The sequence below is a fragment of the Roseibium sp. AWQ4_254 genome (genome assembly GCF_056161025.1).
The window spans coordinates 133009-147198 of sequence record NZ_JBSWYH010000010.1; the positions used below are offsets into that span (position 1 = coordinate 133009).

At 61.3% G+C, this 14190-nt stretch carries 10 protein-coding genes; 4 read left to right on the forward strand and 6 right to left on the reverse strand.

Annotated elements, in window-relative coordinates:
- Window position 1 precedes the first annotated feature (1 nt).
- Complete coding sequence (locus ACXAIC_RS09980) at window positions 2-1231, reverse strand: ABC transporter substrate-binding protein (protein ID WP_475176979.1); 1230 nt, start codon at window positions 1229-1231, stop codon at window positions 2-4.
- Window positions 1232-1366: 135 nt separating this feature from the next.
- Window positions 1367-1822: a winged helix-turn-helix transcriptional regulator gene (locus ACXAIC_RS09985; RefSeq protein ID WP_475176982.1), complete on the reverse strand. Its 456-nt coding sequence runs from the start codon at window positions 1820-1822 to the stop codon at window positions 1367-1369.
- Between the two features lie 139 nt (window positions 1823-1961).
- Here ACXAIC_RS09985 and putA point away from each other — a divergent pair, with 139 nt between their 5' ends.
- Window positions 1962-5102, forward strand: a complete 3141-nt coding sequence (gene putA, locus ACXAIC_RS09990) for a bifunctional proline dehydrogenase/L-glutamate gamma-semialdehyde dehydrogenase PutA (RefSeq protein WP_475176985.1) — start codon at window positions 1962-1964, stop codon at window positions 5100-5102.
- 226 nt (window positions 5103-5328) lie between these two features.
- Here putA and hrpB read toward each other — a convergent pair whose 3' ends face one another.
- The 4 genes from hrpB to ACXAIC_RS10010 all read right to left on the reverse strand — a co-directional run bounded on the left by hrpB (window position 5329) and on the right by ACXAIC_RS10010 (window position 10376).
- A complete protein-coding gene (gene hrpB / locus ACXAIC_RS09995) occupies window positions 5329-7800 on the reverse strand; it encodes an ATP-dependent helicase HrpB (RefSeq protein WP_475176988.1) in 2472 nt (823 codons plus the stop codon).
- 11 nt (window positions 7801-7811) lie between these two features.
- The gene (gene glk, locus ACXAIC_RS10000) at window positions 7812-8852 is read right to left on the reverse strand and encodes a glucokinase (protein WP_475176993.1); all 1041 of its coding nucleotides are present in this window, start codon (window positions 8850-8852) and stop codon (window positions 7812-7814) included.
- Complete coding sequence (locus ACXAIC_RS10005) at window positions 8849-9295, reverse strand: methylglyoxal synthase (protein WP_475176996.1); 447 nt, start codon at window positions 9293-9295, stop codon at window positions 8849-8851. The genes glk and ACXAIC_RS10005 overlap by 4 nt, the downstream gene beginning before the upstream one ends.
- Window positions 9296-9524: 229 nt before the next feature.
- Complete coding sequence (locus ACXAIC_RS10010; RefSeq protein WP_475177001.1) at window positions 9525-10376, reverse strand: DUF1194 domain-containing protein; 852 nt, start codon at window positions 10374-10376, stop codon at window positions 9525-9527.
- 554 nt (window positions 10377-10930) lie between these two features.
- On the opposite strand from ACXAIC_RS10010, the gene ACXAIC_RS10015 reads away from it, so the two are divergent.
- The 3 genes from ACXAIC_RS10015 to ACXAIC_RS10025 all read left to right on the forward strand — a co-directional run bounded on the left by ACXAIC_RS10015 (window position 10931) and on the right by ACXAIC_RS10025 (window position 14083).
- Window positions 10931-11914: a sugar-binding transcriptional regulator gene (locus tag ACXAIC_RS10015; protein ID WP_475177006.1), complete on the forward strand. Its 984-nt coding sequence runs from the start codon at window positions 10931-10933 to the stop codon at window positions 11912-11914.
- Window positions 11915-11985: 71 nt separating this feature from the next.
- Window positions 11986-12984 (forward strand): BMP family lipoprotein, encoded by a 999-nt coding sequence (locus tag ACXAIC_RS10020; protein WP_475177009.1) that lies wholly within the window; start codon window positions 11986-11988, stop codon window positions 12982-12984.
- A gap of 109 nt (window positions 12985-13093) precedes the next feature.
- Entirely contained in the window at window positions 13094-14083 is a 990-nt protein-coding gene (locus tag ACXAIC_RS10025) for a BMP family lipoprotein (RefSeq protein ID WP_475177114.1), read from the forward strand.
- The last annotated feature ends 107 nt before the right edge of the window (window positions 14084-14190 follow it).

Below are 14190 nucleotides of genomic sequence, written 5' to 3' on the forward strand. Positions count from 1 at the left end.
CTCAGTCCGTTCCGGCGCCATAGCGGGCCGACCATGCCTCTTCCAGGGCAGCGACCCAGCTGGGATGGGGTTCGGGCAGAACCGGTCCAAGGTCTTCCGGGGGCAACGTCGCCGGACCCCGCTCCATGGTGTCAAACAGCGCTTTTTCATTGGCGGGCAGGCCAGCCACGTCCAGAACGGTTGGATCACCCCAGATCTCCGGCTCCTGCTTGCGCATCTGGGCCATCGGGCTCAGCAGAAAATTGGCAAACACCTTTGCTCCGGCCTTGTTGGAACTGTTGAAGGGAATGGCCACGAAATGGGTGTTGCCGAGGGTTCCGCCGTCAAAGACAAAGGTGCGCACCGTTTCCGGCAGTTCCCCGTTGGCGATCGCTCCCGAGGCGTCGCTGGGATTGAAGGAAAAGGCGATGTCCACTTCGCCGTCGGCGAGAAGCTGGCGCATGTCCGCAGCGTTTTTCGGGAAAGCCTTGCCCTGACGCCACAGATGCGGATGCAGCTCATCCAGAAAGGCAAATAACGGTGCGGCGGTGTCCTCAAAAGTCTCTTTGTTGACGGGGGCCGACAGCATGCTTGTGTCGGCAACCGTGTCGAGCAAAGCTTGCTTCAAGAAGGTGGTACCGTAGAAATTGGGTGGCTGGGGATAGGAAAAGCGCCCCGGATTGGCTTTGGCGAAGGCCAGAAGACCCTTGAGGCTGGTGGGCGGGGCGGACAGGCGGGCCGCGTCATACATGAAGACAAGCCGGGCCATGCCCCAGGGGCTTTCCTGCCCGTCTGTCGGTACGGTGAAGTCGACCTTGACCGTTGGTTTGTTCTGAACATCCACATAGGCCCAGTTGGGCAGTGTTTCGGCCCAGCCTTTGCCAGCCAGCAGCCCGTTTTCCTTCATGGAGGCGAAGTTCTCGCCATTGATCCAGATGAGATCCACGGCCCCGCCGGAGGTCTTGCCGACGGATTTCTCGGCCAGCACCTGGGACACGACGCTGGCCGTGTCGCTGACCTTCACGTGCACCACGCGGGTGCCGTAGTCCCGTTCCACCTCGCGGGCGGCCCATTGGATATAGGCATTGATGCGCGGCTCGCCGCCCCAGGTATGGAAATAGACGGTCTCGCCTTTTGCCTCCTCAAGAACCTGCTGCCAGGCCGGGTCAACAGTCTGCTCCTGGGCGGCGGCAAGACCCGGCATCAGCAGCGTTGCAAGGAGGCCAAGGCCGGCGGCGCACACTCGTTTCATGCAAAGTCCCCGTGTCGCCGGTCTGAAAAGACCGGTCTGAATGTCAGTGCCCTTTCCCTCGCGCAGCCCACGCCGCACGGTCAAGACAAGGCTTTGTGAACGTCATAGGCAAGTTCTTTTTCTGCCGCCACGGGTCTAGACAGGCAGAATGTGGGTGTCCTTGATCTCTTCCATGACCGCATAGGTGTGGGTTTCACGCACCCCGGGAAGGGCTAGCACCACATCGGAGAGGAATGCGCGGTAAGCTTCCATGTCTTTCACCCTGCTTTTCACCAGATAGTCGAACCCCCCGGCAACCATGTGGCATTCCAGAATGTCCACTGAGCGTTCAACCGCGAGCTTGAACGCGTCAAAGATTTCCGGTGACGTTCGCTCCAGCCGGATTTCCACAAAGACCAGAAGGCCCCGCTCGACCTTTTTCGGGTCCAGCGTTGCGGAAAATCTCTCGATATATCCTTCCCGCACCAGCCTCTTCATACGTTCGGCTGTTGCTGTGGGGGACAGGCTGACCCGCTCCGACAGCTCGGTGTTGGTAATGCGGCCGTCTTCCTGAAGCACCTTCAGAATCCGGCGGTCTGTCGCGTTCAGCATGTTATTTTCACTATAAAATGAAATCTAACGAAGAAATACACTAAACACTGGCCTAAAAACAGGGATAAAAACAAGAAATTTTCGTATAAATTAGGGGAAGTATTGGTTTGGCGCTGATGCGCCCTTTCCGGAGGTTCTCATGAACGTACCGTCTACCGCCACCACAAAAATGACACATGCCGATCTTGAGCCGTTCCGGGAGCCTTACGCGCCTGAAGAGCGCAAGGTGGTGGAGACGCTGTTGAAGGACGCGTCGGGCGATCCGGTGGTTGAAAAGCTGATCGATCAGCGGGCCCGCGGCTATATCGAAGACATGCGGTCGGTTCAGGTGGGTCTTGGCGGCGTCGAAGACTTCATGCGCGAATTCGGCCTGACGACCCGTGAAGGTCTGGCCATGATGGTGCTGGCCGAGGCCCTGCTGCGCGTGCCGGACGCGGATACCGCCGACAAACTGATCGAGGACAAGCTGGCGGCGGCCCGGTTCGATGATCCTTCGGGCCCGAAATCTGACACCTGGCTGGTGTCCGCCTCCTCCTGGGCGCTGGGCGTCACATCCCGTCTGCTGCACCCGGGTGATACGCCGCAAAGCATTCTGTCGAGCCTTGTCAAGCGCATGGGCATGCCAACGGTGCGGATCGCGACCCGTAAAGCCATGACCCTGCTTGGCCATCAATTCGTGCTCGGTGAAACGATTCAAAAGGCGCTGGAGCGGGCCAAGGGCCAGGAAGCCAAAGGCTACCGCTATTCCTATGACATGCTGGGCGAGGGCGCCCGCACCCAGAAGGATGCCGAGCGCTATTTCCAGTCCTATGCCAGCGCCATTGAAGCCATCGGCAGCGCCGCAGGTAAGAAGCCACTGCCAGACCGGCCGGGCATTTCCGTCAAGCTGTCCGCCCTGCATCCGCGCTACGAGGCGGTCAATGGCGAGCGGGTGCGCGACGAGCTTCTGCCGAAGCTGCGCGAACTCGTTCAGATGGCGAAAGACCGGAACCTCAACTTCACGGTGGATGCGGAAGAGGCCGACCGGCTGGAAATCTCCCTGGATGTGATTGCAGCCCTCTTGGCCGACCCGGTGACGGAAGGCTGGGACGGGTTCGGCCTGGCGGTTCAGGCCTATCAGAAGCGGGGCACCCAGGTGATCGACTGGCTGGTGAATGCAGCCCGCAAGACCAACCGCCGTCTCATGGTCCGGCTCGTGAAGGGTGCCTATTGGGATACGGAAATCAAGCATGCCCAGGAAGGCGGCGCCGACGGCTATCCGGTCTTCACCCGCAAGGCGGCCACGGATCTTTCCTATCTGTGCTGCGCCAAGCGCATGCTGGCGGCCCGGGATGTGCTCTATCCGCAATTTGCCACTCACAACGCCCTGACCGTCGCCCAGATCATCGAAGTGGCGGGCGGATCGTCTGAGGGGTATGAGTTCCAGCGCCTCCACGGTATGGGCGAAAGCCTCTATAAATCGGTGTGCGAGCGGGACGGGTTCCCGTGCCGGATCTATGCTCCGGTCGGAGGCTACAAGGATCTTCTGGCCTATCTGGTCCGCCGTCTTCTGGAAAACGGTGCCAACTCGTCCTTTGTCACCATTGTCGGCGACACTTCCGTTTCCGTGGAAGCGCTTTTGAAGCGCCCGGCGGTTCTGCTGGACAATGGCCACCATGCGGTCAACCGGTCCATTCCGCTACCGGCCGGTCTTTACGGGGACGGCCGCCGCAACTCGGACGGTATCGAATTTGGCTGCGCAGCGGAACGTGCTGCCCTGGTGGACGGCATGGCCCGCACCAAGGCGCCCTTCCTGGACGCCGGTCCGCTCGGCGCGGGCTTGCCGCAGGGCGGGGAGCCCCATCCGGTCTTTGCGCCGATGGACGGCTCGACCAAGGTTGGCACCGTGCGCTTTGCCGATCAGGACACGGCCCGCAAGGCCATGGAAAACGCTCAGAAAGGCTTCGAGGCCTGGTCGCGCAAGCCGGTGGACGAGCGCGCCGCCGCTCTTGAAAAGCTGGCCGATCTTCTGGAAGACAACCGGGACCGTCTGATGATGATCCTGTCTATGGAAGCGGGCAAATGCCTGCCGGACGGGATTGCAGAAATCCGCGAGGCCGTTGATTTCTGCCGCTACTATGCCAATGAAGCGCGCACGCTGTTCGGCGAAGGCCGTTTGATGCCCGGGCCTACCGGCGAAGAGAACCGCTACCGGCACCGGGGCCGGGGTGTCTTCGTGTGCATTTCGCCATGGAATTTCCCGCTGGCCATTTTCCTTGGCCAGATCAGCGCTGCGCTGGTGGGCGGCAATGCGGTTGTCGCCAAACCGGCTGAACAGACGCCGCTGATTGCCTATGAAACGGCGCAGCTGATGTATCAGGCCGGCATCCCGCAAGATGCTTTCTTTCTGGTGCCGGGCGAGGGCGATATCGGCGCTGCGCTGACCTCCCATCCGGCCGTTGCCGGGGTGGCCTTCACGGGCTCGACCGAAACCGCCTGGGCCATCAACGGGACGCTTGCGGCCAAGCGCGGCCCGATTGTGCCGCTGATTGCCGAAACAGGCGGCATCAACGCCATGCTGGTGGATGCCACCGCCCTGCCGGAGCAGGTCTGCGACGATGTTGTCATGTCGGCCTTCCGCTCCGCCGGGCAGCGCTGTTCGGCCCTGCGCTTGCTCTATGTGCAGGACGATGTGGCGGACTCGCTTCTGCAGATGCTGGAAGGCGCTGCCCGGGAGCTCAGCCTTGGTGATCCGCGCCTTCCTTCCACCGACATCGGCCCGGTGATCGATGATGAGGCACAGTCGGTGATCGTCAGCCATATCGACGACATGAAGGAAAAGCAGACCCTGCGCTTTGCGGGCGAAACGCCGGCGGGCAAACTCGCCAATGGCTCCTGGGTTGCCCCGCATATCATCGAGCTGGACAAGGCCGAGGCGCTCACCCGGGAAGTCTTCGGCCCCGTGCTCCATGTGGTGCGTTACAAGGCCAAGGATATTGATCAGGTGCTCGATCAAATCGCCTCGACCGGCTACGGCCTGACGCTTGGCGTTCACAGCCGCATTGACGCGACGGTGACGAAAGTGGTCGACCGTCTGTCCGTCGGCAATGTCTATGTCAACCGCAACACGATTGGCGCTGTTGTCGGCACCCAGCCCTTTGGCGGCTCGGGTCTGTCCGGTACCGGCCCCAAGGCGGGCGGCCCGCTCTACCTGACCCGGTTCGCGCTGGAACAGGTGGTTTCGATCAACACAGCAGCAGCGGGTGGCAATGCCAGCCTTGTTGCTGCATCTGACGATTAGTGCACGGTCCCCGGTTTACCCCGCCACCTAACAAGAAGCGCCTCCTGTCCGGAACAGTTCCGTGCCCGAACCCACCTGGCCGCGGAACTGCAGGCGCCTCCCGAGAGGCAACCTGTCGCTTAACGACAGGTTTGCTCCTCCTTCAGACCCTCTCCTGCCCAACGGGAGAGGGTTTTTCTTTTGTTTGAAGACAAATATCCAAATTTGATCGAAAGCGTTTTTGAAGTCAGGTGCCCCGCGGCTTCGCGCGCCGGGTTGCCTCGGCCGCGGTCGGATCATCCGGCCAGGGGTGTTTGGGATAGCGGCCTTTCATATCCGCTTTCACGTCCGCCCAGGACCCGGCCCAGAAACCGGGCAGATCTCTGGTGATCTGGATAGGCCGTTGGGCGGGGGACAGAAGTTCCAGGATCAGCGGCAGGCTGCCGCCGCACAGGCTTGGATGGTCCTTGAGGCCAAAGAGTTCCTGCACCCGGATCGACAGGGTCGGACCTGCGGTGGCCCCATAGTCAATCGGCACCTTGCTGCCGGTGGGCGCCTTAAAGTGAGAGGGCGCAAGGGCGTCGAGCTGCGTCATGGCGTCGTAGGGCAAAAGCGCAGACAAGGCAGTGCCGAGCAGGGCGGAATCCACCGCGGCAAGACTGGTCAGCCCGGACAGGAAGGGCTGGAGCCACTCCTCCAGCGTAGCGGTCAGATGAGGATCGCTCAGGTCAGGCAGGGCGGCAGAGCCGGTCTCACGGGCATAGGCCGCCCGTTTTCGCAGCCGGGCCTGGTCCTTGCTCCAGGGCAGGCGGCTGGTGCCCCTGCGACGGATCGCCTTGATCAGCGCTGTTTCAACCGCCGCCGGATCTGGCGTGCCAACCGCCGCCGACTGCAGCTCCATCGCTTTGTAGCGGGTCACCCTGCGGGCCTTCAAAGCCCCGTCTCCGGTCAGCTCGACCAGATCTTCTTCCAGGATGGCGTCTGAAAAAAGCGTTTCAATCTCGTCCCGGCTGATTTGCGCACAAAGCTGAATGCGGCCGCTGGCGGCTTTGCCCTGAATGTCGGCAACGGTCAAAAACCGCTCCCCGGCGAGCCCATGGGTGGGGTCCAGTTCGGCGCCCCGGCCATTGGCAAGGCGGAACCGGCCGGTCTGGCCGCGGGCCTGGGCGACCCGGTCGGGATAGGCCAGCGCCAGCAGGGCGCCAGCGCTGTCCAGATCGGTCTGCGTGCCACGTCCACCGGCCAGGGCCAGCCAGCGGCTGGCCAGAGCCCGTCCGTCCTTTGCCCGCTGACTTTTGTCCTGAAGCAGACAGCGCAATCTTGTCTTGAGGTCCGGATCGCGGCCGCCAAGGCCGGGTTCCGACAGGACCAGAGCGATCAGCGCAGCGGTATAGCCAAGCCCCTGGCGGCAGCCCTCCAGCACCATATGCGCCAGCCGGGGATGCAGCGGCAGCTTGGCCAGCGCCTTGCCTTGTCCGGTCAAATGGCCAGCCGCATTCAGGCCGTGAAGGTCTTTCAGAAGGTTCTTGGCTTCGCTCCATGCAGCGTCTGGCGGCGGATCGGCAAAGGCTAGCACCGCCGGGTCCAGTGTGCCCCAGGCAGCCAGATCCAGCACAAGGCCGGTCAGATCGGCTTCCAGAATTTCCGGAGCTTCATTCGCAGGAAGTGCGGCGGTCTGGGCTTCATCCCAAAGCCGGTAGCACACGCCCGGCTCCGTCCGTCCGGCCCGGCCCCTGCGCTGGTCGGCGGAGGCCCGTGAGACCCGGACCGTTTCCAGCCGGGTCAGGCCGGTCTGGGGCTCATAGCGGGGCACCCGGGCCAGTCCGCTATCGATCACAACCCGCACCCCTTCAATAGTGAGCGAGGTCTGGGCGATGGCGCTGGCCAGCACGATCTTGCGCTGGCCGGGCCCTGCGGGGCGGATCGCCGCATCCTGGGTCTTGGCATCGAGACCACCGAAGAGCGGGGCGATCTGGCAGTCCTGAGGCACAGAACCGGCCAGAAGGTCAGCGGTGCGTTTGATTTCCCCCTGACCGGGCAGGAACACCAGCAGCGAGCCAGTCTCCTCCTGCACGGCCTTGCTGACGGCGCGGGCCACTTGCGGTTCGATCCGGGCCTTCGGATCGCGGCCGAGATAGCGGGTCTCCACCGGGAAACTGCGCCCCTTGCTTTCCAGGACCGGAGCGTCCCCGAGCAGCCTGGCAATGCTGGCAGCGTCAAGGGTGGCGGACATGGGCACAAGCCGCAGATCTTCGCGCAGGGCCGATTGTACATCAAGGGCGAGCGCCAGCCCGAGATCCCCGTCCAGGGAGCGTTCGTGAAATTCGTCAAAGAGAATGGCTGCAACGCCGGTCAGTTCCGGGTCATCAAGGATCAGTCTTGTGAACACACCTTCGGTGATCACCTCGATCCGGGTGCGGACGCTGACCTTGGTTTCCATGCGCACCCGGTAGCCGACCGTCTCCCCGGGCCGCTCCCCCAGCTCCTGGGCCATGCGGCGGGCGGCGGCCCGGGCGGCAAGGCGGCGGGGTTCCAGCACCAGAATGCGCCCGTCTGCCCGCCAGTCCGCGTCCAGCAGGGCCAGCGGCACACGGGTCGTCTTGCCGGCTCCAGGCTCCGCTACCAGAACCGCATTGCTATGGCTGTCCAGCGTGCGCAGGAGATCCGGCAGAACGCCATCAATGGGCAGCGGCACGGCAAAGGAGCGAGGTACCGTCATGGCAGGGAGGCTCAGGCGGATGCGGGGCTGGCGGCGGCTTTCCATTGCCGCTCATGGGTGTTGACCGAAAAAGTGCCGGGCTGGCGGGCAAAGGAGGCCAGTCCTTCCAGCGCCGGGTCCGGATGGCGGACAATAAAGGTCGGGATCCGGGCCATCAAAGCCTCATGGGGTGCCTTGGCTTCGAAGGCTGCCCGGAAACCGTCCCCGGTCAGAAACCGGGCAATGCGGGGGGTGACGCCGCCGGTCAGATAGACGCCGCCCCGGGCCAGAACGGTCAGGGCACAGTCTCCGGCGACCCGGCCCAGGCAGCGCGCAAAGACTTCCAGGGTCTTGACCGCCACAGGATCATTGTCCCCGGCGGCACTGGTGATGCTGGCGGCAGTCTCAAAGGACCGGTCGAGTGTCATCCATTGGCTCACCGCCCGGGCCAGCCGGGGAAGGCCGCTGCCGGACAGAAGCTGCTCTGCGCCGATGCGCCCGCCGACCCGCTCGATGAAGGGCCAGATGACCATGTCTTCAGGCGTCACCGGTCCCAGTTCGACATGACCGCCTTCGCCGGGCACGGGCACCCAGGTGCTGGAGGCATGGATCATGGAGGCCGCACCGAGCCCGGTGCCCGGGCCGAGCACGAATTTTGCACTTTCGGGGCGGATAGCGCCGGGTCCGATCTGCTCGATATCCGCGCCTTCATAGCCGGGCAGGGCCAGCGCCTGGGCCTCAAAATCGTTGAGCACGATAACTTCCTCGATCCCGAGATCGGAAATCAATTTCAAGGGTTCAATCACCCAGGCCGCATTGGTCAGTGCGATGGCATTTCCGGTCACGGGCCCCGCAACGGCAATGATGGCAGTTCTGGGGTTCGTCTGCGCGTCCGGATAGACAACGGCGCGGACGGCGCTGGAAATATCCTTGTGATCAGCTGTCGCGGTTTTGCCGCACATGCGGGTGGGGGCCTCTGGATTGTCAACCAGGGCAAAACGGGCATTGGTGCCGCCGATATCGGCCACCAGAACAGGATAGGAAAAGGTCCGGGAGCGTTTGGAAAGGGTCATGATCCGGCGCGGCCCGCCTCTCGGGTACCGACTTCGGGCGTATCTGAGGTTGTTTGCAGGCCCTTGAGCCGGGCCGAGCGCAGCAGAATGTCAGCGGTGGTCTCGTTGAGGGCCATCGGAATGTCATAGACCAGCGCCAGGCGCATCAAGGCCTTCACATCCACATCATGGGGCATGGGTGACAGGGGATCGACAAAAAACAAAAGACCCTGCAGCCTGCCTTCGGCGATCATTGCACCGATCTGCTGATCGCCTCCCAAGGGGCCGCTTTTGAGCCGGGTCAGATCGAGTTCCGGACAGGCCTCGAGAACGCGACCACCGGTTGTGCCGGTGGATACCAGATGAAAGCCGGCCAGCTTCTCCCGGTGGCGGCGGGCAAAATCGACCATCACGTCTTTTTTGGCATCATGGGCAACAAGCGCGAGCGTGGGCATGTCGGGCATTGCGGTTCCTTTTTGTAAGGGCAACGGACTTGGTATTAGCCGTAAAGTCAGCAACGCGCAAAGGATGTTATCGGGGAGGGGACCGAAACCTGCAAAACCGGAGGGAAGGGTGCAGGCGGGCGTTCCTCCGCTTGCACGCATGGTTGAGGAGATTCAAGAGCAGGCAAAGAAAAAGCCGTGTTCCGATGGGGAGGAACACGGCAGGTGAAGGAGAGTAAACGTGGCTTGGTCAGTCAAATAAGTTGCAGCGCACGGGCTCGCGTCCGGACACGCGCTGGAAGTAGGGATCCGGTTCATTGAGGTGAAGACCGGCGATCTCCAGAACCAGTTTCATCCGGATGGCATCGGCGAACCCTTCCTTGGAGCGCACCGGGATAGCAAAGGAGCCCGGACCGCCGATCACGCAGTCTTCATAGTAGTGATCGAGATTGAGCATTGCCTGCCAGGTGTTCTTGTTCGACTTCATCATCAGCGGCAAGCCATTGATGGTGACCCCGGAGGCGACCATGCGGTCGCGCATTTCGGTGACAGAGCCGCCCTGGTTATTGGGGCCGTCGCCGGAAATATCGATCACGCGGCGCAGGCCGACATACTGGTTGGTGTTGACCAGTTCGACCGACTTTTCCAGGGCCGAGGCGATCGAGGTCCGCTGGACCTGCCGGAGTGGGGCTTCTTCAATCATGGACGCGAATTGCGCAGCAGACGTTGCGTCCTGCACCACGGTCCAGTCGGCCACAATGAAATGTTCATCGACACCGCCCCATTCCATATAGGTCACGGCAACCCGCCCGATCGGACCGACCTGGATGGCGTCGAGGAATTCCCGGGAGGTCAGGGCTGCGACATAGCCCGCACGCTGGATTTCCTGCTCTTCCGTGTCCATCGATTGAGAGATGTCGACAGCCAGGACGAGTTCCACGTCCACTTCATTGGCTGGATTGTAGGAATACTGCATCGAGGCAGTCCGCGCCAGACGGCCATCGCGGGCCTCGGCGGGGGCGGCGTTCCAAGTCGCCGTTATTATAAAGGACAGTATCGTCGCTACTGTCAGTGCACAGTTGGTCTTGATGTCGAGACGCATTTTTTTCTCCTTTTGTCGGCCTTTCAGCCGCGTTGCCACGTCTCCCCAGTTTTATTTTATTGTTCTATCAGTCTTCTTTATAGTCCTCGTTATTCCTGCTTAGGCCGGCAAAGATGCCTTGTCTTAGCTTGGAGTTTTACTTTGCAAGCCATGTGCCAAATCTACAGGATTTTAATTTATCTGGCAAAATCAAATGCGCACGGAGTGCGTAAATCCACAGATAGGAAATAAGTGCCGGATAGTTCGGCAATTTTTGCCGGATCTCCGGAGAATTGCAGCCCGGCTAGGCAAATTTTGCCGCTATGAAAAGTTGTCAGGGGACAGGGTTGATGCCCAGGAATGCAGCAATTTGCCCAAAATTCAGCTGTTTTTCGGGTTGACGGCAAAAGACTGGCTGGGCATGATCTGAAGAAATTCTCACAAGGTGAAGAATTTTTCGGCTCTCCGGCAATGAAGAGGTCCGAAAACGAATCACTCTCCGCCGGGAGAGGACGCAGAACAGGGGTGGAAGAGACGCATCTTCTGCCGGTTTGAGGGGAAGGTGTCGGGGCCGGATGCAGGCGGGTGAAGACGATTGGACATCCTATATGGCCATCCGGGCGGCCTGGCTTTCCTTTGTGGGAGGGCGGACGCAAGGAGAGATCGCGTCCCAGCTCGGTGTTTCGCCTGCCAAGGTACACCGCCTGATCGCCCACGCCCAAAAATCCGGATATGTGAAATTCCAGGTTGATGGGCGGCCGATGGAATGCCTTCAGCTCGAAGAAGATCTGTCCCGCCATTTCAAACTGTCCAATTGCATCGTCGCGCCGGATCTTGGCAGTGGCGATGAGGACAGCAATTTGCGGTCCGTTGCCGCCGCTGCCTCCCAGTTCCTGACAGGGCTTTTGACCGGGGCAAGCGTGAAGCGGCTTGGGGTCGGCATGGGCATGACCCTGACAGCGGCTGTCGAGGCGCTGCCGAAGGCGGCCCGTCCGGATCTTGAAATCATGTCGATCTGCGGGTCGCTGACGCGAACCCTGGCGGCAAATCCTTACGATATCGTCCAGAAGATGCAGGAGCGGACCGGCGGGATCGGCTATTTCCTGCCCGTGCCCTATTTCACCGAGACGCCGGACGAAAAAGCTTTGTTCCTGTCGCAGCGCAGCGTTCAGGACCTGATGGAGCGGGCGCGCCAGTCCGATGCGGTTCTTATCGGCATCGGGTCGGTCGAGAACGAGGGGCATCTGGTCCAGCGCGGCATGATTTCCAAGCAGGAACAGGAAGAGTTGATGTCATGCGGCGCGGTCTGTGATTTGATGGGCCGATTTTTGACGATTGAAGGAAAGCTGGCACCCAATTCCCTCGGCGATTGTGCCGTCGGACTGCACTTTGATGAAGTGCGCGGGCGCCGTGTCATTGCGCTGGTGGGTGGAGAGAGCAAGGTGGATGCCACGCTCGCTGCATTGCGCACCGGTGTCATCACCGACCTGGTGGCCGACGAGACCCTGGCAAGGGCTCTCAGGTCCCGGGCCGGACTGCAACTGGCACAGTCGGCGTGAGGCGGCTGGGTCACGAGGGGAAACGGGCCGGTCGAACGGGGCTGGCCCCCGCAATGTCGGAGGACATATAAGTGAAAAAGTTTCTAACCATCGGCACGGCACTCGCCGGACTGGCCTTGTCTATCGCAAGCGCATCGGCTGATACCAAGCCAGCCGTGCTCTATGATCTGGGTGGCCGGTTCGACAAGTCGTTCAACGAAGGGGCCTATAACGGCGCTGAAAAGTTCAAGCAGGACTACGGCATCGAATACCGGGACTTCGAAATCCAGAATGACAGCCAGCGCGAACAGGCGCTGCGCAACTTCGCCAAGCGCGGCATGAATCCGATCGTGGCCATCGGCTTCTCCCAGGCCAATGCGGTTGAGAAAGTCGCCAAGGAATTCCCGGACACCCAATTCGCCATTGTCGACATGGTCGTCGATCTGCCGAATGTGCGCTCCATTCTGTTCAAGGAACATGAGGGCTCTTACATTGTCGGCATGCTGGGCGCCATGGCCTCTGAAACCGGCAAGCTGGGCTTTGTTGGCGGCATGGACATTCCGCTGATCCGCAAATTCGCCTGCGGCTACAAGCAGGGTGTTCTGGCAGCCAATCCGGATGCGGAAGTCTTTGAAAACATGACCGGCACCACCGGTGCTGCCTGGAATGACCCGGTCAAGGGCGGCGAGCTTGCCAAATCCCAGTTCGACCGGGGTGCGGATGTTGTCTATCACGCAGCCGGCGGCACCGGCATTGGTGTGCTTCAGGCCGCAGCCGACGCGGGCAAGCTGGGCATCGGCGTGGACAGCAACCAGAACGGCCTGCATCCGGGCTCCGTCCTGACCTCCATGCTCAAGCGTGTCGATATTGCTGTCTATCAGGCGTTTGAAGACGCGGAAAACGACACCTGGTCGTCCGGCTTTGAAGTTCTCGGCCTGAAGGAAGGCGGTGTGGACTGGGCTCTGGATGAAAACAATGCCGAGCTGGTCACCGACGAAATGAAAGCGGCTGTCGAAGAGGCAACCCAGAAGATCATCTCCGGCGAGATCAAGGTTCACGACTACATGTCCGATGATTCCTGCCCGTTTTAAGGCAGATTAGAGACAATCCCGGCCTTCGCGCCTTGCTGCGCGGAGGCCGCTTTCCAAATCATGACTGCCGCCGGATTTTTTCAAGCTGCTGGGGGACCGTATGATCGATTTGAAAACATGTATTCTTGCTGTGGTGCTGGCTGGCAGTGTTGGGGGCGTGTTGCCTGCGCTGGCCGATCCGGCCATTGTGTATTCGGTCGGCGGGAAATTCGACGGTTCGTTCAATGAAAGCGCCTATACCGGTGTCGAGCGCTTCCGCAAAGAAACCGGTGACAGCGTGCGGGAATTTGAGCTGGAGCGGGATTCCCAGAGCCTTCAGGCCCTGCGCAACTTTGCCAGCCGCGGCAATGAGCCGGTCGTGGCCATCGGCTTCAACCAGGCCAATGCGCTCAATCAGGTTGCGCCAGACTTTCCGGACACGAAATTTGCCCTTGTGGACATGGTCGTCGAGCAGCCCAATGTGCGCTCCTATGTCTTCAAGGAGCAGGAAGGCGCCTATATTGGCGGCCTTCTGGCGGCCATGGCCTCGAAAAGCGGCACGATCGGCTTTGTCGGCGGCATGGATATCCCGATCATCCGCCGCTTTCTGTGCGGCTACAAACAAGGGGCATTGTCGGTCAATCCGAAGATCAAGGTCCTGTTCAACATGGCAGGCGACACGCCGGCGGCCTTTGTTGATCCCGTGCGGGGTGGCGAGCTTGCGCTCGGCCAGATCAAGCGCGGCGCTGATGTCATCATTCAGGCCGCTGGCGGCACCGGTCTTGGCGTCCTTCAGGCGGCCACCGATGAGGGCGTGCTTGGCATCGGCACGGACAGCAACCAGAACGGCCTGCATCCGGGCCATGTTCTGACCTCCATCCGCAAGCGGGTCGACAATGCGGTCTATGACAGTTTCCAGTCGGCTCGAAACGGCAGCTTCACATCGGGTGTCAAGGTGCTCGGTCTGGCCGATGGCGGCATGGACTGGGTGCTGGACGGTAACAATGCGCGGCTGATTTCCAAAGAGATGGAGACAGCAGCGGATGCGGCGGTGGCCGCGATCTCTGAAGGACACATCAAGGTTCATGATGTTGTAAGCGACGGGCCGTGCCCGTTCTAGGACCGGGCAAAGAAACCGGACAAGAGCCGAGAAAAACAGCGCGATCAAAAAAAGCGCCGACAGGGACAACAACAATGGCAAAGAGCAGACGTCACGCCTGGGGGAAG